We start from the raw sequence: 18,091 nt of genomic DNA, 5'->3' as shown, positions 1-18,091 counted from the left end.
ATCACGCCGTCGAAGGGTCTTCGGTGTGAGTGCGGAGGGTTTCCTGCTGTCCGGCGGTACGCGTGAGAATGACGAGCTGCCGGGTCGCCCGGGTCATCGCGACATAGCGGTCCACCGCCCCTTCGACGCCCGTGCCGAAAGCCTCCGGGTCGATGAGGACGACCAGGTCGAATTCGAGGCCCTTGGCCAGCTCGGGGGTCAGCGACCGGACGCGGGACGTCGCAGGGAACGCGGGATCGCCGATGACGCAGGCCGTCCCGTCGGCATGCGCGGCGAGCCAGGTTTCGAGGATCGAGTCCAGGTCGGCGACACGACCGTGGACGACGGGGACGCCGCCGCTGCGGATGGAGGTGGGCACGTTGGCGTCCGGGAGCGCGGCCCGGATCGCGGGCTCGGCTTCCGCCATGACCTCTGCCGGGGTCCGGTAGTTGATGCCCAGGGAGGCCACGTCGATCCGGTCCAGCCCGACCCGTTCGAGCCGCTCCCGCCACGACTCCGTGAACCCGTGCCTGGCCTGGGCGCGGTCGCCGACGATGGTGAAACTCCGGGACGGGCAGCGCAGCAACAGCATCTGCCACTCCGCGTCGGTCAGCTCCTGGGCCTCGTCCACGACGATGTGCGCGAACGGGCCCGCGAGCAGGTCCGGTTCGGCACCGGGCAACGCCGACTCGTCGACCAGGCTGTCGCGCAGGTCCTGCCCGCGCAGCATCGTCACCGCGGCCTCGCCGTCGTCGTCGGCCGCGAGCACGTTGTCGATGACGTCCGCCATGCGCTCGCGTTCGGCGGCGACCAGGGCGTCGTGCCGGCGCTTGCGCAGCGAGACCTCCGGGTCGCCGAGCCGCTGCCGCGCCGCGTCCAGGAGCGGCAGGTCGGAGAGCGTCCAGGCCTGGGCGTCCGCGCGCCGCAGCTTGTGGACGTCGTCGCGGCTCAGCCAGGGAGCGCACATCCGCAGGTAGGCGGGCACCGACCACAGGTCGCCGACGAGGTCGGCCGCTTCGAGCAGCGGCCACGCGCGGTAGAGGGCCCTGAGCAGCTCCCTGTCGTTCTGCAGGGACGTGCGCAGCAGGTCGGGTGAGACGTCTGTGCCGTCGTGCTTGTCCACCAGGATCCTGAGCAGCTCCTCCCAGACCTGTTCGCGCGCCTCGTTGTGCGGCGTGCCCGGCTCCGGCGCCTCGAACGCCTCGGCCCAGTCGTCGGGAGTCAGCCGGACGTCGCCCCAGGAAGTCGTGACGGTCATCCCCTCGGCCGGCGGCTCCTCGTAGAACCTGACGGCCTTCTCGATCGCCTTCACCATGTCGGCGGACGACTTCAGGCGCGCCACGGCCGGGTCGGCCTCGGCCACCGCCCCGGCCCCCTCGGCGACGAGGTCCCGCAGGGTGCAGGTCTGCACGCCTTCCTCGCCGAGGCTGGGGAGTACGTCGGAGACGTAGGCCAGGTACGGCTGGTGCGGGCCGACGAACAGCACGCCGCCCCGGCGGTGACCGAGGCGCGGGTCGGCGTAGAGGAGGTAGGCGGAGCGGTGCAGGGCGACGACGGTCTTCCCCGTACCCGGGCCCCCGTCGACGACGAGAGCGCCGGCGGAACCCGCCCGGATGATCGCGTCCTGGTCGGACTGGATGGTGGCGAGCACGTCCCGCATCCGGGGCGACCGGCTGCTGCCCAGGCTGGCGATGAAGGCGGACTGGTCGTCGAGCGCGGCGTGCCCTTCGAGGCCGTCGGCGGTGAACACCTCGTCCCAGTAGTCGCTGATCCGGCCGCCGGTCCAGCGGTACCTGCGGCGGCTGGCCAGCCCCATCGGGTCGGCGTGGGTCGCCGCGAAGAACGGTTCGGCCGCGGGTGAGCGCCAGTCGGTCAGCAGCCGGCGCCCCGCGCTGTCGGTGAGGCCGAGCCGTCCGATGTACATGGGCTCGGTGTGGTCGGCGCCGACGACACGTCCCAGGCACAGGTCCAGGCCGAAGCGGCGCAGGGCACGCAGGCGGGCGGTCAGCCGGTGGACCTCCGTGTCCCGGTCCATCGCCTGCCGGCCTATGCCGCCGGGCGCCTTCAACTCGGCATCGAGCCGGCCGGACAGCTCGGCGATCGACTGCTCAAGGCTCTCCGCGATGGCGGCGAAATGCTTCTCGTCCTCGGCGATCAGCGCGGGGTCGGCCTTGGGGGAGAGGCGGTCGGGGAGGGCAAACGCACTGGTGGTCGTGGGGTTTATGGCACGCACTTCGTAAATCTCCCGTTTCCGCGGGTTGTGGCTTTGGCCAGGTGATTCTGCGGTACGACCGGGGCCTTGCCGCAAGCCCCCCGGTGCGCTATAAGTTAAGAGTGGCAAGAGGTGGGCTTTCCCTCTTGCCCTTTCTCGCCCGACGAGGGCCGCGATGGCGTACACATCTCCCGCTTGGCCCGTCTCCGTCAAGGCCGTCGCCCTCGACGCCCGGCGCCGGGTCCTGCTGCTGAAGAACGAGCGCGGGGAATGGGAATTGCCAGGAGGGCGGCTGGAGCGCGGCTCCACCGGTGGCGCGCCCGGCGACCGCACCCCCGAAGAAGCCGTCGAACGGGAAGTGCTGGAAGAGACCGGGTGGAGGATCACCGCCGGGCCGCTCGTCGACGGCGGAGTGTGGATCTACGAACCGGTTCCCGGACGCCGGGTTCTGATCGTCACCTACGGCTGCACGGTCCGCACACCCGACCGGACACCCGTACTGAGCCACGAACACCGGCAGATCGGCCTGTTCACCGCCGCCGAGGTCCCGGATCTGACCATGCCCGACGGCTACAAGCGCTCCATCGCCGCCTGGTACCGGCTGCTCAAGGGCAGTTGACAGGGGCGGTGCGGCCGTCGGGGCCGGGTGTGCCTTCGGGTGTCCAAGGCGAAAAGTGAGCCGGTTGGACGGTCCGGTTTCCGTACCCGGTGAGGTTGGACAGCTTTGGTGATCGCGGTGGCTTGGGTTTCCATGGGGCATGACCGGGACTGGCGGGCCCGGTGGTCCGCCCGGCGGCGCCGGGCGGCCTGACGCGCACGCCGCCCGCCGCCTTTCCTACGGCTCTGAGCGGCCCTTCCGGACGATCCGTTGTAAGGAGAAAGAGCCGATGACCCAGTCCCGCGTGGAAGACGTGTGGCCGCTGTCGCCGTTGCAGGAGGGCATGCTGTTCCATTCCACCTTTGACGGCGAGGGACCGGACACCTACCAGGGACAGCGCACGCTGGAGCTGGTCGGCCCCTTGGACGCGGACCGTTTGCACACGTCGTGGGAAGCGCTGCTGGCCAGGCACGCCGCGCTGCGGACCGGGTTCCGGCGGCGGAAGTCGGGGGAGCCGTTCCAGGTCGTCGTGCGGAAGGTCGCCCTGCCGTGGCAGGAAGCGGATCTCTCCGGCAGGGCGGAGGCCGACGCCCTCGCCGAGCTGGGCCGCCTGGCCGACCGGGAGCGGACGGAGCGGTTCGACCTGGCGGTTCCCCCGTTGCTGCGCCTGCTGCTCGTCCGGCTCGGTACGGAGCGGCACCGGCTGGTGCTCACCCACCACCACATCCTGATGGACGGCTGGTCCCTGCCGGTACTGGTCAACGAGATGCGCACGGTCTACGCGGCGGGCGGCAGCACCGCAGGACTGCCGCCGACGACGTCGTACCGGGAGTACCTGGCGTGGCTGAACCGGCAGGACAAGGAGGCGGCGCGGGCCGCCTGGCGGGCGGCGCTGGCGGGCGTCGACGAGCCCACGCTCGTCGTACCGGCCGACCCGGCCAGGACGACCGACGCCTCCGGAAACCTGGGCACCGACCTGCCCGCCGGGCTGTCCCGGGCCCTGGAGCGGCTGGCCCGTGGCCGGGAGCTGACGGTGAACACGGTGGTGCAGGGCGCGTGGGCGCTGGTGCTGGCCCGGCTGACCGGACGCCGCGACGTGGTGTTCGGCGCCACCTCCGCCGGGCGCCCCGCCGAACTGCCGGCGGTCGAGTCGATGGTCGGCCTCACCATGAACACGATCCCGGTACGGGTGTGCCTCGACGGCGGCCGGCCGGTGCTGGACATGCTGGCGGGGCTTCAGGAACGCCAGTCCGCGCTGATGGCGCACCAGCACCTCGGGCTGCCGGAGATCCAGAAGGCCGCCGGCCCCGGCGCGCTCTTCGACACGCTCGTCGTGTACGAGAACTACCCGCGGCCCCCGGCCGGGGCGCCCGACCCGGGCTCCTTCGCCATCAGGATGGTGGGCGGGCAGGAAACCGCGCACTATCCGCTCACGCTGCTGCTGACGCCGGGCGAGCGGATGAACTGCGCGATCGACTACCAGCCCGACCTGTTCGACCGGGCCGCCGTTCAGTCCCTCCTCGACCGGCTGGTCCGGGTACTGGAGCAGATGGTGGCCGATCCGGCGGCCCGGGTCGGCGCCATCGACGTACTGGACGAGACCGAACGCTCCCGCGTGGTGAGCGAGTGGAACGACACCGCGCGGCCGGTGTCCCGGGACACGGTGGTGGACCTGTTCGAGGAGCAGGCGGAGCGGTCGCCTGGAGTGGTGGCGGTGCGGTGCGGCAAGGAGGCGGTGACGTACGGGGAGTTGGCGGGGCGGGCGAATCGGCTGGCGCGGTATCTGAGGGGTTTGGGTGTGGCGCGTGAGTCGCGGGTGGGGCTGTGTCTGCCGCGTGGGGTGGAGATGGTCGTGGCGCTGCTGGCGGTGTGGAAGGCGGGCGGTGCGTACGTGCCGCTGGATCCCGGGTATCCCGTCGACCGGCTCGCGTTCATGGTGGGGGACAGCGGCGCGTCGGTGGTGCTGGCGACTTCCGGGACCGCGCCGGTGGTGGCGGGCGGGGCAGCGGAGGTGGTGCTGCTGGACGAGGCGGCGCGGGATATCGGTGACCAGTCGGCCGGTCCGCTCGAAAACACGTTGCCGGCAGGGCAGTTGGCGTATGTGATCTACACGTCGGGTTCCACGGGGCGGCCCAAGGGCGTGGCGGTGTCCCACGGCGGTGTGGCCAACCTGGCAGAAACGATGCGGCCGGTGCTGGGCGTGGCCGCCGGCGTGACGGCGTTGCAGTTCGCCTCGTTCAGTTTCGACGCCGCGGTCCTGGACGTGGCGGTCACCCTGGGCGCGGGCGGCACCCTCGCGATCGCCTCCGGCGCGGAGCGTACGGAGCCCGATGCGCTGGCCGAGCTGATCCGTACGGCCGGTGTGCGGGTGGCCAGCGTGGTTCCCGCACTCCTCGGCGTGCTGGACCCCGCCGCCGTTCCCGGCGTGCGGAACTGGGTGCTGGGCGCGGAGCGGCTGACCGCGGACCTGGCGGCCCGGTGGCGGGCCAGGGCCCGGGTGTGGAACACCTACGGACCGACCGAGGCCACCGTGATCACCACGGCCACCCTCCTCGACGCGGACATCACCGCGCAGGACGCCCCGCCCGCCATCGGCCGCCCGATCGGCAACGTACGCGTCTTCGTCCTGGACGACTTCCTCAAGCCGGCTCCCGTCGGCACGGTCGGCGAACTCTACATCGCCGGCCCCGGCCTGGCCCGCGGCTACACGGGCCGCCAGGGACTGACCGCCGAGCGGTTCGTGGCCTGCCCCTTCGTACCGGGCGCGCGCATGTACCGTTCGGGCGACCTGGCGCAGTGGACGGCCGAGGGGCAGCTGCGGTTCGCCGGGCGGGCGGACGAGCAGGTCAAGATCCGCGGGTTCCGCGTCGAGCCGGGCGAGGTCGCATCCGTCCTCGCCGCGCACCCGGACGTGGCCCAGGCCGCAGTCGTGGCGCGCACGGACCGGCCGGGCGACACCCACCTGGTGGGATACGTCGTCCCCGGCGTACCGGAGCTCGACCAACGCCGCCTGCACGAGCACCTGGCCGGGACACTGCCGGACTACCTGATCCCGGCCGCGGTCATGCTGCTGGAGGCGCTGCCGCTCACCGCCAACGGCAAGCTGGACCGGGCCGCGCTGCCGGCGCCCGACTTCGCCGGGCGGGCCTCCGGGCGCGCTCCGGAGACCGGGACGGAGAAGCTCCTCTGCGCCCTGTTCGCCGAGGCCCTCGACATCGGGAACGTGGGCGCGGACGACAACTTCTTCGACCTGGGCGGCAACTCGACCCTGGCGATGCGCCTGGCCGCCCGGATCAGGACCGAGCTGGGCGCCGAACTGAACATGCGTCAGTTCTTCGGCGCGCCCACACCCGTCGGCGTGGCCCGGCTCATGGAGTCGAAGGCGCGCCCGGAACTGCGTCCGGTCGAGCACCCGGACGCCGTCCCCCTCTCGGCCAACCAGCTGCGTACCTGGCAGCGGGCCCGGCGCGAGCACGGGGACGAGGCGGCCGACCAGCGGATCACGCTCGCGCTCCGCCTGGCCGGTGAACTGGACCCGGCCGTGCTGGAGGCCGCGCTCGCAGACCTCGCCGCCCGCCACGACCTCCTGCGGACGGTCTTCCCCGGCACCAGCGGCGACGACGTACGCCAACACGTCCTGGACGCCGACGCCGGCCGTCCCGTGCTCACCGTGACACCGGCGGCCGAGGCGGAGCTGCCGGACCTGCTGGCCACCGCCGCCCGGCACCCGTTCGACCTCACGCGGCAGCCGCCCTGGGCGCCGTACCTGTTCGCCCTCTCGGACACCGAACACGTCCTGCTACTCGTCGTGCACCGCATCGCCGCCGACGACGCGTCGATGGACGTCCTCGTACGCGACTTGGCCGTGGCGTACGGCGCCCGGCGCAAGGGCCGGGTGTCGGAACGGGCGCCCCTGCCCTTGCAGTTCGCCGATTACGCGCTGTGGGAGAGGGAGCTGCTCCGGGGCGAGCAGGAGGCGGACAGCCTGGTCGGCGAGCAGCTGGCCTACTGGAAGAACACCCTGGCCGACGCGGCGATCACCACCCTGCCCGCCGACCGCAGGCGTCCGGAGCGGCCGTCCCACCGTACGGACCCGGTGCCGCTGGAACTCGGCGCAGAGGCGCACGACCAGCTGCTGGAGACCGCCGAGGAGCACGGCGCCACGGCCTCCATGGCGGTGCACGCCGCCCTCGCGCTGCTGCTCACCCGGCTGGGCGCGGGGACGGACATCACGCTCGGTACGCTGGTGTCACCGCAGGACGAGGAAGCGGACCTGAACGGCATGGTGGGCCCCTTCACCGACCGGCTGGCGCTGCGTACGGACACCTCCGGCGACCCCACGTTCGCCGATCTGCTCGTCCGGGTGCGGGAGACCGCCCAGTCCGCTTACGCACACCAGGATGTGCCGTTCGAACGGGTCGTGGCGGCGTTGCCGGCGCCCCCGTCGGCAGCGCACCCCCTGTTCCAAGTCCTGCTCCACGTACGGGACGATGTAGCCGAGGCGTGGAACACCTCGGGCCTGCCGGGCCTGCGCACCACCCGCCTCCCACTCGACACCGCAACGTCCGGGACGGACCTGTCGTTCAGCCTCACCGAGCGGCAGGAGGGTGACGGCAGCCCGGCCGGAATCGACGGCTTCCTGCGCTACGCCACGGAACTCTTCGACCGGTCCACCGCCACCGCACTCGCGAACCGGCTCATCCGCGTCCTGGAGCAGGTGGCAGCCGAGCCCGGGCTGCGGCTGAGCGAGGTGGACATCCTGCTCGGCCCGGCCGAGCACCGCAGGCTCGTGACGGCCGGCAACGAGACGGCGGCACCGGCACCGGCCGGTACCGTGCTCGACCTGCTGGCCGGACGGACCGCCCGTACACCCGAGGCCGTCGCCGTCGAAGACCGGGACGGTGCGCTCACGTACCGCGCGCTGGACGCCGCGGCCGGCCTGCTCGCCCACCGGCTGGCCGGGCACGGGGTCGGGCCGGAGGACGTCGTCGTCGTGATGCTGCCGCCCGGTGCCAGGTGGGCAGTGGCGCTGCTCGGCGTGCTCAAGGCCGGCGCCGCCTGCCACTTCGCCGACCCGGCCAGGCCCTTGAACGGAGCGGTCTCCGGCCCGCGCAGGACCCGGCCCGCCGCGCTGGTCTGCACCACGGCCGAGGCCGGTCTGCTGCCCTCCGGCACCGCGGTCCCGGTCGTGCGGCTCGACGGCGCGCCGGCCGGGGCGGACGGGGCGGACGGTGCGCCGCGTACGGCCGTGACCGGTCGCGCGCCGTCGCCCGGCCACGCGGCGCTCGTGCTCGACGCAGGGGAACCGGCCGGAGCGGTCGTCGAACACCGGACGGTCGTCGAACACCGTGCCCTGGCCGGCCACGCGGCACACCGGGCTGACACCTCCCCGACGGAGCACGGCACGATGCTGGACATACGCGCTCCCGCCACCGCGCTGGTCACGCCGCTGCTGGAGGCCCTCTGCGCCGGAGGCGGCGTCCGACTGGGCATTCCCGGCCAGGACGACCCGCCACCCGCCGGGCCCGGCGGCGTACGGCGGCTGGTCACCACCCGCGATCACCTGGCGGCCCTCGCGGACCCCGCACCCGGACAACCGCCGTTCACGGAAGTCGTCGTGGTGGACGGCGGCCAGATCACCGTCGACGACATGGCCGAATGGCGGAACCGCCACCCCGGCGTCGCGGTGGTGAGCAGTCATGGCGCGACGGAGACGGCCGGCGCGTGGCTCAGCCACCGCAACGGGCCCGGTGAACTGCTCCCGTCCGAAGCACCCACCGGGCGGCCAGTGCGCCACACCCGCGCATTCGTGCTGGACGACCTGCTGCGCCCGGTCCCGGCGGGCGTAGCAGGCGACCTCTACGTCGCGGGGCCCCTGCTGGCACGCGGCTACGCGGAGAAACCCGGACCGACCGGCACGCGCTTCGTGGCCTGTCCGTTCGGCTCCGGCGGCGAGCGGATGCTCCGTACGGGCGAGCAGGCGAAGTGGACCGGAACCGGGCTGCTCACCGTGTCGGGCGGGAACCGGGACGACAACCGGCCCGCAACAGCCTTGCGCGTCGTCCGGAACCGCGACGACCTGGACGTGCTGCTGCCGCTGCGGCCGGAGGGCAGCCGCCCGCCGCTGTTCTGCGTGCACCACGGCAACGGACTGGCCTGGGGCTACGCGGCCATCCTCCAGCATCTCCCGCAGGACCGGCCGGTCTACGGGATACAGGCGCGCGGCCTCGCCGGCCCCGAGCCCCTGCCGCGGAGCGTCGAGGACATGGCGGCCGACTACGCCGACCGCATCCGGTCCGTCCGGCCCTCCGGCCCGTACCACCTCCTCGGATGGTCCGTCGGCGGGCTGTTCGCCCAGGCACTCGCCACCCGGCTGGAAGAACTGGGCGAGACGGTGGCGCTCCTCGCGGTGCTCGACGGCTACCCCCACTCCCCGGGCAGCACCTTCTTCGACGGCGAGCGGGACGCGGACGGCGGGCACGGCGACCCGGAGGGTGTGAGCGGCCCGCTGGTGACGAACATGCGGGAGATCCAGCGGAACGCGCACCGCTTGGCGGCGCGCCACACACCGCGCTTCTTCCGGGGCGACCTCACGCTCTTCGTCGCGACCGGCGACCGGCCGGTGAACCGGAACGTGCCGGAAGCGGAAGCGAGCTGGCGGCCCTACACCGGAGGGCGGATCACGGCGCACGAAGTCCCCGCCGCCCACGCCGACATGCTCCAGACCGCGCACCTGTCGCACATCGGACGCATCGTAGGTGACTGCTCATGACGAACCCGGACCACTCCTCCCCGCGGCGGCGCCGCAACGGTCCAAAACCGGCAGAAGTTCCCGCGTACCAGCGCCGCGACGTACTCGACCCCCTCCCCGAACTGAGCCTGATGAGCGCACGGACTCCGCTCGTCGAGGCCCAGGGGACCGGCGGACACGACTGGATCGCCACCGGCCGTGAGGCGGTGCGCGCGGTCCTCGGCGACGCGGACCGGTTCAGTACGGGACCGCCGGCGGCGAGCGCGGAGGAGTCCCGGCGGCTGGTCCAGCCCGGCAACCTGCTCCAGTACGACCTGCCCGAACACGCCAGGCTCCGCAAAATGCTCACGCCGGAGTTCACGGTACGGCGGATGCGCAGGATGGAGCCCGTCATCGAGGAGGCCGTCGCCGACCAGCTGGACGACCTGGAAAGCGCCGGGCCGCCGGCCGACCTCATGCGCCACTTCGCCTGGCCCGTACCGGGCCTGGTCATCTGCGGACTGCTCGGCGTGCCACGCGACGACTTGGCCGACCTGGCGCGCGTCCTGGATATCCGCGCCACCAGCCGTACGAAAAAGAGGGACGTGGCCGCGAAGACGGTCGACACCTACCTGGTCAAGATCGTGGCACGGAAACGCGCCGATCCAGGCGACGACCTCCTCAGCATGCTCGTCCGCGAACACGGTACGGACGTCACCGACCAGGAACTGGCAGGAATCTGCTCGTCCTTCATCGCCGCCGCACTGGAGGGATCCGCCCAGATGCTGGGACTGGGCACCCTGGCACTCCTGCTCCACCCCGACCAGCTCACGCTGCTCCGCGAACGACCGGAACTGATGGACCGGGCGGTGGAGGAACTGCTGCGCTACGTCGCGGTCGTCTCGCTGGCCTCGCCCCGCACCGCCCTCGTGGACGTCCCGCTCGCGGGCCGGGTGGTCAAGGCCGGCCAAGTCGTGACGTGCTCCCTGCTGGCGGCCAACCGCGCCGAGGCCCCCGGCGCCCCACGGGACACCCTCGACATCACCCGCGAAAACACCACCCACCTGGCCTTCGGGCACGGCATCCACCACTGCGTCGGAGCCTCCCTGGCACGAATGGCACTGCGAACCGCCTTCGCACGCTTGCTGGACCGCTTCCCAGACCTACGGCTGGCAGCCGCACCACACGAACTGCGCTTCCGGCAACTAGCGCCCCAGTACGGCGTCGAATCACTCCCCGTCGCTTGGTAGGCCCACTCAGGGCAGAACGCTCCTAGGGCAGAACGCTCCCAGGACCGGGCGACTTTCAGGGCCGGACGACTTTCAGGGCAGGGCGCACTGCAAATCGTTCAGCAGCCCGTGAGCCAGCTCGGCCGGCCAATGGATCCGCGGCCGGTCGTCCGGTTCCCGCTCCGGCGGACGGCGGCAGGCCCTGTGCTGACCCTTCGCCGACCGTCAACCGGATGTTTATTTAATCGATCCTGATTCCCGTACAACCGTGGCGAGGCTCACCCATAAAGGCCGGTTGAATGTCCCTTTTGTTCGTGTAACGCCTTCTTGCTGGGTGGAGCGCGAAAGTGCATTCGCCTACGGTCGACGGGCGGGCTTCGCATTTTTCGAACCGAGCCAGTGCGTCATACGCGAGCCCCTTATCCGACGCAGCTCGGCAGATGTATGAGCAGGGGAACCCCAAATATGAAGAACCTCGGTAGCCCGAGGACGCGCAAGCGTGCCCGCTGGTGTGCTCTCGGCGCGGCGACGATGCTTGCGTGGACGTCTTTCAGTGCCGCGGCCACGGCGGCCCCGAACCGGGACAACGTCGAGTTGGCGTGCGGTGGTTCGAAATACAAGTTCAGGTTCCACTGGAGCTCCAGCCTCAACGGTTCATGGCGGAACCTGGGATATTCGGAGTACAACCTCGGGTCGGTACCGCAGGGCGGGACGATCAATGCCTCCGGGCCGCTGACGTTCTGCCCCCGCGAGGGACGCGGCTCCGGTCAGAGCATCATGAACAATTCCACGGCGGCCGAGAACAGCCATTCCAAGTACCGCGGTTGGGTCTACTACAACAGTGGTTACAAGGGCGCGGTCGACAAGGTGCCCACGCTCTCGTCCATGCGGCTGAAGAAGACGTTCAACAACAACGCGTCGTTCCAGTGGAAGAGCTGAACGACCGGTGACCACCGGCCGCCCCGGCCCCCGCCCTGTGCGGCGCGGGGCGGGGGCGGCGGTGCCCCGAGGCGGCGAAACAGGCACGGATGGAGTGTGGCGTGCGACAGGCACTGCGAGTGCGGTCGAGAGGTAGGGCAGCGCTTGCCGCTGCGTTGGTACTGGGTGCGGCGACGGGCTGCTCATCGGTCGGACACGAAGACGGCGCATCGCAGCCGTCGTCGGCGAGGAGCTTCGACGCGGCCGACCCCGCGACGTGGACGCTGCCCATCGAGGCGTACATCCCCTCCGACGGGCAGGACGAGCAGGCGTCGAAGGCAAAGGACCTGCTGATCGCCGACTGCATGAAAAATCTGGGCCTCGACTGGCGCCCGGCGCCGGACCTCCCGGTCGTGGGGCCCAAGACACTGACCGACTGGCGTTACGGAATTCACGACGTGACGCTGTCGAAGAAGCGCGGATACAAGCCCGACGCCGCGGAACAGGCGGCCTACGACAGGGCCATGCAAGCGGGCGCCCTCGACGAAGGCGCCGAAGGCGACGGCGCGACCGGGGCTGCGCTGCGCGGGAGCACTTCCGAGATCAACGGCAAGGCCGTACCGAAGGGCGGTTGCGCGGGAAAGGCCGGCGACGAAATCGGCAGTGACGGGACCGAATTCGCCGAAGCCGCCCAGCGGATCGGCAACGACGCCTTCGTACGGTCGAAGCAGGCCCCGGAGGTCGTCGCGGTGTTCCGTAAGTGGTCTTCGTGCATGAAGGACCAGGGGTATTCCTACAAGGAGCCCCTGGACGCCAGCGACGACCCGCGCTTTTCCTCGCCCGACGTCAGCAAGCTGGAGATATCCACCGCGCTGGCCGACCTCGAATGCCGTAAGCGGCACGATGTGGCCAGGATCTGGTTCGAGGCCGAGAGCGCACTCCAGCAGCAGGCCATCGAGAAGAACGCCGAGAATTTGGACCGGATCAAGAAGAATCGCGACGCCATGGTCAAGAAGGTCTTGGCCGTCCTCGCCGGAAAGGCATAGGGAACGCGGCTGATGACGAAGGACACCACCCGGCCCGCCGCCGGGGAGCGCGCCGGGTCGCGCCGTACGGGACTGGCCGGCCGCCGGCGGGCACTGGTCATCGTGGTCACCGGTTCCCTCGCGCTCGGCGCACTGGGGCTGGGAGCCGCCGCGGTCGTCAAGTCCCCCGCCCAAGTGGCGGCCGACACCGCGCCACCGCCCCGGGACACGCTCACCGCACCGGTCGAACGCCAGACCCTGTCCCGCACCTTCGTGACCCGCGGCAGCGTCGTCGCAGCGCAGACCGTCGACGTCGCCGCAGGCGACCCGGCAGGCGAGGACGCCGGCCGCGCGGTGGTCACCAAGGTGAACGCGAAGACCGGTGACCGTGTGACCGCCGGCCGGGTCCTGCTGGAGGTCTCGGGCCGCCCGGTCTTCGCGTTGCCGGGGGCGTTGCCCGCGTACCGGGACCTGAAAGCCGGGGCCAGGGGCAAGGACGTGGCGCAGCTGCAACGCGCGCTGACCGCGGTCGGCCATTCCACGGGAGCCGACGAAGCCGGGAGCTTCGGCGCGGGCACCCGGCGCGCGGTGACGGCGCTGTACGCGGCAGCGGGCTACGAGCCGGCCGCCGGCGCCCTCGTGCCGATGTCGGAGGTGGTGTACCTCAACGGGCAGCCGGCCAGGGTGGACGCGGTCACGGCCAAGGTCGGCGCCGACGCGGGCGACAAGCTCATGACCCTCTCCGCCGGCGCGCTGCTGGTCACCGGCGAGGTGGCCCCGCACGAGCGGGAACTCGTCAAGCCGGGCCGGCAGGTCCGCATCCTGGCGGAGAGCACCGGGCAACAGGCCGTCGGGAAGGTCGTCTCCGTGGCCGGCACGCCGACGGTCCGCAAGGGCGGGCCCGGGAGCGGGGACGAGGAGCAGCAGGGCGGCGGCAGTTACACCGTGGAGATCAAGCCGGACCGGCCCCTTCCCGCGGACCTGGCGCACCAGGACGTACGGCTGACGATCGCGGCCGCGACCTCCGACGGCAAGGTCCTGTCCGTACCCTCCTCGGCGGTCTCCGCCGGCGCCGACGGGCGCACCACCGTGACGGTACGGGAGGCCGACGGCAGCGACCGCCGCGTGGAGGTCCGGGTGGGCATGTCCGGCGACGGGGTCGTCGAGGTCGCGCCGGCCGGCGGGGCCAGGCTGGCGGAGGGAGAGCAGGTCGTGGTGGGCGTGGGCGCCCGGCGCGGCGCCGAGGAGGCCCGGCGATGACCGGCCGCCCAGGCACGCGGCCCGTGGTGGAATTCCGCGGCGTGGGCCTCACCTACCCCGGGCCGCCCCCGGTGGAGGCGCTCCGCGCGTGCGACCTGGAGATCGGCCGGGGCGAGTACGTGACCGTCGTCGGCCCTTCCGGCTCGGGCAAGTCCACCTTCTTGAACATCGTGGGCCTGCTGGACCTGCCGACCACGGGACGCTACCTGCTCGACGGCATCGACGCCGGCGCGGTCAAGGACGCCGAACGCACCGGCCTGCGCGGAACGCGCATCGGCTTCGTCTTCCAGGCGTTCCACCTCCTGCCGCACCGCAGCGCCCGGGAGAACGTGGAACTGGCCATGCTCTACCGGCGCACCCCGCGCCGCGAGCGCCGTGAGCGCGCCACGCAGGCCCTGGAACGGGTGGGACTGGCACACCGTACGGAGGCGCTGCCCACCCGGCTCTCCGGCGGCGAGCGACAACGCGTCGCCATCGCAAGGGCATTGGCGTCCAGACCGTCCCTCCTCCTGTGCGACGAACCCACCGGCAACCTCGACTCCGCGACGGCGGCCGCCATCCTCGACCTCCTGGACGCCTTGCACAGGGACGGCATGACCATCGTGGTGATCACCCACGACGCGCAGGTCGCCGCCCGCGGACAGCGCACCATCACCATCCGCGACGGCCTCCTCGCCGACGCCCGCCACACCGGAACCGCCTCATGACCACGACGGAACCCGACCCCGCCCCGGCCCCTGCACCGCGCCGCACCCGCCGCTCGGCGCTCTCCCCGCGCGACCTGGTCTCCGAGGCGCTGGCCGGAGTACTGCAACGGCCGGCCCGCTCCGCCCTGACGGCGCTGGGCACCGTCCTGGGCGTGGGCTCCTTCATCGCCGTGCTCGGCCTGACGGGCACCGCCGCCTCCCAGATCGACGGCCGGTTCAGCGAACTCACCGCCACGGAAGTCACCGTCCAGGACACCGGCGGAACCGACAGCGGACACGTCCCCCTGGCCTTCCCCGCCGACGCCGACACCCGCGTGAACCGGCTCAACGGCGTCACAGCGGCAGGCGTCTACTGGAAGGTCCGCCTCGTCGCCGGCCAGACCGTACGCTCCACCCCGGCCCGTGACACCGGAACCACCGCCCAGACCCAGCTGATCGCCGCCTCCCCGGGCATGCTGGAAGCGGCGGGCCCCACCCTGGCCCAGGGCCGGACCTTCGACACGTACCACGACAGCCACCGCGAACACGTCGCCGTACTGGGTGCCGCGACCGCCGCCCGCCTGGGCATCACCACCGTGGAGACCCGGCCCGCCGTCTTCATCGGCGACACCGCCTTCACGGTCATCGGCATCGTGGACGACCTCGAACGCAAACCGGAACTCCTCATGTCCGTCCTGGTGCCCCGCACCACCGCCGAACACCTCTGGGGCCCGCCCGGCGACGAGCGGGCGAACATGCTCGTCGCCACGGAACTCGGCGCGGCCCGGCAGATCGCCGACGAGGCACCCACCGCGCTGCGCCCCGAACACCCCGACTACTTCAAGGCCGCCGCGCCCCCCGATCCCAAAGCCCTGCGCTCGGCCGTCGGCGACGACCTCGGGCAGCTCTTCCTCCTGCTGGCCGGAGTGTGCCTGGTGATCGGCAGCGTCGGCATCGCCAACACCACCCTGGTCGCGGTCATGGAACGCACCGGGGAGATCGGCCTGCGCCGCGCCCTGGGCGCCCGCGGCGTCCACATCACCACCCAGTTCCTCGCCGAATCGGCCGCCCTCGGGCTCTTCGGCGGCCTGATCGGCACCTCGGCCGGGACTCTCACGGTGGTCCTGGTGTCCGCCGTACGGCAGTGGACACCGGTCATCGATCCGCTGGCGGTCGCCACCGCGCCTGTCCTGGGCCTGGCCACCGGTTTGCTCGCCGGTCTCTACCCGGCCTGGCGCGCCGCCCGCATCCCACCGGCCGAAGCCCTGCGCCGCTGACAGCGCGGCCTCCGTCCAACGATCATGTGCGCAGGCTGTCGGCAGTGGGGACGACGAGGCCGAACAGATCGGTGACGGTGGTCAGGGCGGCGGTGTGCAGAGCGGTGGCGGGAAGAACGGTGCCGTCCGGGGCGGTCAAGGCGCGGGTGGCAGCGGCTTCGGCGACGACGGTGGGCCGGTAGCCGAGGTTGAAGGCGCCCTGTGCGGTGAAGGCGACGCACATGTGCGTCATGAAACCGGCCAGTACGAGGTCGCTGCCGCTGCCGGGCCCGGCGCCGAGGTCGGACAGGACCTTCTCCAGCTCCGTGGCGTGGAAGGCGTTGGGGAACTGCTTGACCACGACCGGCTCCCCGCCGACCGGGGCGACCTGGTCGCTGATGGAGCCGATGTGGGTGCGGATGTCGTAGGGGCTGCCCTCGCCACCGTCGTTGACGATGTGGACGACCGGAGTGCCCGCGGCGCGGGCACGCGCCAGGAGGCGGGCCGCGGCTGCCAGGGCCTGCTCGGCGCCGTCCAGGGCCATGACACCGGAGCTGTAGGTGTTCTGGAAGTCGATCATGAGCAGGACGGACTCGCTCAGCCGCGGCGGCCGGCTGTCCAGTCCCACCACGTCGCGCAGAGTCGTGGACGGGGTGGTGGTGGACGGGGTGGTGGAGGGAGTAGTGGTACGCATCGGAAAACCTTTCATTTAGGGCATAACGCATCGTTCGAGGCACGGCGAAGCGCAACGCCTCGCCGGAGGCCGGATGCGGGATGCGGGATGTGAGCGGATTACGTCGGGTCAGGCGACCCGGGTACGGAAGCGGCGGCGGTAGGCCCCCGGAGTAGTGGCGAGCTGCCGTCTGAACGCCCGGTGCAACGTCTCCGCCGAACCGAGCCCGGCCGCGGCCGAGACCTGTTCGAGCGGACAGTCCGTGGTCTCCAGCAGGCGCCGGGCCACCTCGACGCGAGCCGCTTCGACGTAGGCGGCGGGACTGCTGCCCGTCTCCTGTTTGAAGACGCGGGCGAAATGCCGCTCGCTGAGACACATCCGGGCCGCCAGTACGGGCGCAGACAGATCCTCGGCAAGGTGATCGGCGATCCACAGCCGCAGCTCGTCGATGTCCCGGCGCTCGGCGGCCGGACGGCTGAGCGGTACCGAGAACTGACTCTGACCGCCCTGCCGCTTCAGATACATCACCAGCTGCCGCGCCACCGCCAAGGCGACCTCCTCGCCCAGGTCCTCCGCCACCAGGGCCAGCGACAGATCCAGACAGGCACTGATCCCGGCCCCGGTCCACAGCCGGCCGCAGCCGGAACGGACGAAGATCGGATCCGGGTCGACGGTGACGCCCGGGTGATCGGCGGCGAGCTGGGCGGCGGTCGACCAGTGCGTGGTCGCCGTCTCCCCGTCCAGCAGCCCGGCCGCGGCCAGCAGGTGCGCGCCCACACACACCGACGCCACCCGCCGCGCGTGCGAGGCCGTCTCCTTCACCCACGCCACGACATCGGGGTCGATACGGGCGAGGGGCCCCGCGTCGGTCATGTCGACCGCGCCCGGCACCACCAGGGTGTCCACCCGATCGCCGACGTCGTCGAAGGCCACGTCGGCGACCAGACGCACACCCGCCGACGTACGAACCTCCCCGGCAACCGGTCCGGCAAGGCGGACCCGGTAGCCGGCGCGGCCCGAGGTCTCCCGGTTGGCCAGCGCGAAGACCTCGGCCGGGCCGGTGACATCGAGGAGGTCGACATCGGGGAAGACGGCGATGACGACACGGCGGGTAGTGGGCATGGACCGATCCTCACCGCTGCCACCCCCGGCGGCAATGACGTTCGCCTGTCACATACGGACACGCCGACGCCAGGCGGGGGAGCGGTCGCCCCGGCCCCGGCCCTTCGTGTAGTGTTCTCCGGGTTGCCACGGAGCCGTAACGGTTCTGCGGCGGCCCCTCGCGCCGCACCGGCGGCATAACCACTACTGTCACGACTCCCGAACGGGACCAATTTCGGCATGCCGGAATTCGAACCACCGACTCGATTATGAGTCACCGGGCGAAACCGCTAAAGTAGTGATCACGCCGGAAGGCACGAATAAACCCGCTCCAACAGGGGCCGGAAACGGAAAGCGGAAACGCCGAACGGATCTGGTAAGGTTGGAACCGCGAAGAAGCCGAAAGGCCGAAACGCACCGGCGA

At 71.8% G+C, this 18,091-nt stretch carries 11 protein-coding genes; 8 read left to right on the top strand and 3 right to left on the bottom strand.

The window, feature by feature from the left end; genetic code table 11:
• Nucleotide 1: 1 nt before the first annotated feature.
• On the bottom strand, nucleotides 2-2,203 hold the full coding sequence (helR, locus tag ACH4OW_RS36780; protein WP_398032949.1) for an RNA polymerase recycling motor ATPase HelR: 2,202 nt from the start codon (nucleotides 2,201-2,203) through the stop codon (nucleotides 2-4).
• 163 nt (nucleotides 2,204-2,366) lie between these two features.
• Here helR and ACH4OW_RS36775 point away from each other — a divergent pair, with 163 nt between their 5' ends.
• The 8 genes from ACH4OW_RS36775 to ACH4OW_RS36740 all read left to right on the top strand — a co-directional run bounded on the left by ACH4OW_RS36775 (nucleotide 2,367) and on the right by ACH4OW_RS36740 (nucleotide 15,914).
• Complete coding sequence (locus tag ACH4OW_RS36775) at nucleotides 2,367-2,810, top strand: NUDIX domain-containing protein (protein WP_398032810.1); 444 nt, start codon at nucleotides 2,367-2,369, stop codon at nucleotides 2,808-2,810.
• A 268-nt stretch (nucleotides 2,811-3,078) separates the two neighbouring features.
• Nucleotides 3,079-9,561, top strand: coding sequence for an amino acid adenylation domain-containing protein (locus ACH4OW_RS36770; protein WP_398032807.1), 6,483 nt, complete (start codon nucleotides 3,079-3,081; stop codon nucleotides 9,559-9,561).
• Nucleotides 9,558-10,769 (top strand): cytochrome P450, encoded by a 1,212-nt coding sequence (locus ACH4OW_RS36765; RefSeq protein ID WP_398032805.1) that lies wholly within the window; start codon nucleotides 9,558-9,560, stop codon nucleotides 10,767-10,769. Before ACH4OW_RS36770 ends, ACH4OW_RS36765 begins: the two co-directional genes overlap by 4 nt.
• Nucleotides 10,770-11,213: 444 nt before the next feature.
• Nucleotides 11,214-11,687, top strand: coding sequence for a hypothetical protein (locus ACH4OW_RS36760; RefSeq protein ID WP_360138653.1), 474 nt, complete (start codon nucleotides 11,214-11,216; stop codon nucleotides 11,685-11,687).
• A 101-nt stretch (nucleotides 11,688-11,788) separates the two neighbouring features.
• Nucleotides 11,789-12,712 carry a hypothetical protein gene (locus tag ACH4OW_RS36755; RefSeq protein WP_398032803.1) on the top strand — a complete coding sequence of 308 codons (924 nt, stop codon included), beginning with the start codon at nucleotides 11,789-11,791 and terminating at the stop codon, nucleotides 12,710-12,712.
• 12 nt (nucleotides 12,713-12,724) lie between these two features.
• Nucleotides 12,725-13,951, top strand: coding sequence for an HlyD family efflux transporter periplasmic adaptor subunit (locus ACH4OW_RS36750; protein WP_398032800.1), 1,227 nt, complete (start codon nucleotides 12,725-12,727; stop codon nucleotides 13,949-13,951).
• The gene (locus ACH4OW_RS36745; protein ID WP_398032798.1) at nucleotides 13,948-14,658 is read left to right on the top strand and encodes an ABC transporter ATP-binding protein; all 711 of its coding nucleotides are present in this window, start codon (nucleotides 13,948-13,950) and stop codon (nucleotides 14,656-14,658) included. The genes ACH4OW_RS36750 and ACH4OW_RS36745 overlap by 4 nt, the downstream gene beginning before the upstream one ends.
• Entirely contained in the window at nucleotides 14,655-15,914 is a 1,260-nt protein-coding gene (locus ACH4OW_RS36740; protein ID WP_398032795.1) for an ABC transporter permease, read from the top strand. Before ACH4OW_RS36745 ends, ACH4OW_RS36740 begins: the two co-directional genes overlap by 4 nt.
• A gap of 22 nt (nucleotides 15,915-15,936) precedes the next feature.
• Here the strand turns inward: ACH4OW_RS36740 and ACH4OW_RS36735 are convergent, their stop codons facing one another.
• Both ACH4OW_RS36735 and ACH4OW_RS36730 read right to left on the bottom strand, forming a co-directional pair.
• On the bottom strand, nucleotides 15,937-16,587 hold the full coding sequence (locus tag ACH4OW_RS36735; RefSeq protein ID WP_398032793.1) for an isochorismatase family protein: 651 nt from the start codon (nucleotides 16,585-16,587) through the stop codon (nucleotides 15,937-15,939).
• A 108-nt stretch (nucleotides 16,588-16,695) separates the two neighbouring features.
• A complete protein-coding gene (locus tag ACH4OW_RS36730) occupies nucleotides 16,696-17,688 on the bottom strand; it encodes a DJ-1/PfpI family protein (protein ID WP_360138634.1) in 993 nt (330 codons plus the stop codon).
• Nucleotides 17,689-18,091 lie beyond the last annotated feature (403 nt).

The organism is Streptomyces sp. NPDC017056 (genome assembly GCF_044332485.1).
Lineage (GTDB): Bacteria > Actinomycetota > Actinomycetes > Streptomycetales > Streptomycetaceae > Streptomyces.
This window is presented reverse-complemented; position numbering and strand designations above follow the sequence as displayed.

Coding starts and splice junctions, on each gene's coding strand:
- ACH4OW_RS36745 (WP_398032798.1), top strand. CDS start 13,948: ATGACCGGCCGCCCAGGCACGCGGCCCGTGGTGGAATTCCGCGGCGTG.
- ACH4OW_RS36735 (WP_398032793.1), bottom strand. CDS start 16,587: ATGCGTACCACTACTCCCTCCACCACCCCGTCCACCACCACCCCGTCC.
- ACH4OW_RS36765 (WP_398032805.1), top strand. CDS start 9,558: ATGACGAACCCGGACCACTCCTCCCCGCGGCGGCGCCGCAACGGTCCA.
- ACH4OW_RS36750 (WP_398032800.1), top strand. CDS start 12,725: ATGACGAAGGACACCACCCGGCCCGCCGCCGGGGAGCGCGCCGGGTCG.
- ACH4OW_RS36760 (WP_360138653.1), top strand. CDS start 11,214: ATGAAGAACCTCGGTAGCCCGAGGACGCGCAAGCGTGCCCGCTGGTGT.
- ACH4OW_RS36775 (WP_398032810.1), top strand. CDS start 2,367: ATGGCGTACACATCTCCCGCTTGGCCCGTCTCCGTCAAGGCCGTCGCC.
- ACH4OW_RS36730 (WP_360138634.1), bottom strand. CDS start 17,688: ATGCCCACTACCCGCCGTGTCGTCATCGCCGTCTTCCCCGATGTCGAC.
- ACH4OW_RS36740 (WP_398032795.1), top strand. CDS start 14,655: ATGACCACGACGGAACCCGACCCCGCCCCGGCCCCTGCACCGCGCCGC.
- ACH4OW_RS36770 (WP_398032807.1), top strand. CDS start 3,079: ATGACCCAGTCCCGCGTGGAAGACGTGTGGCCGCTGTCGCCGTTGCAG.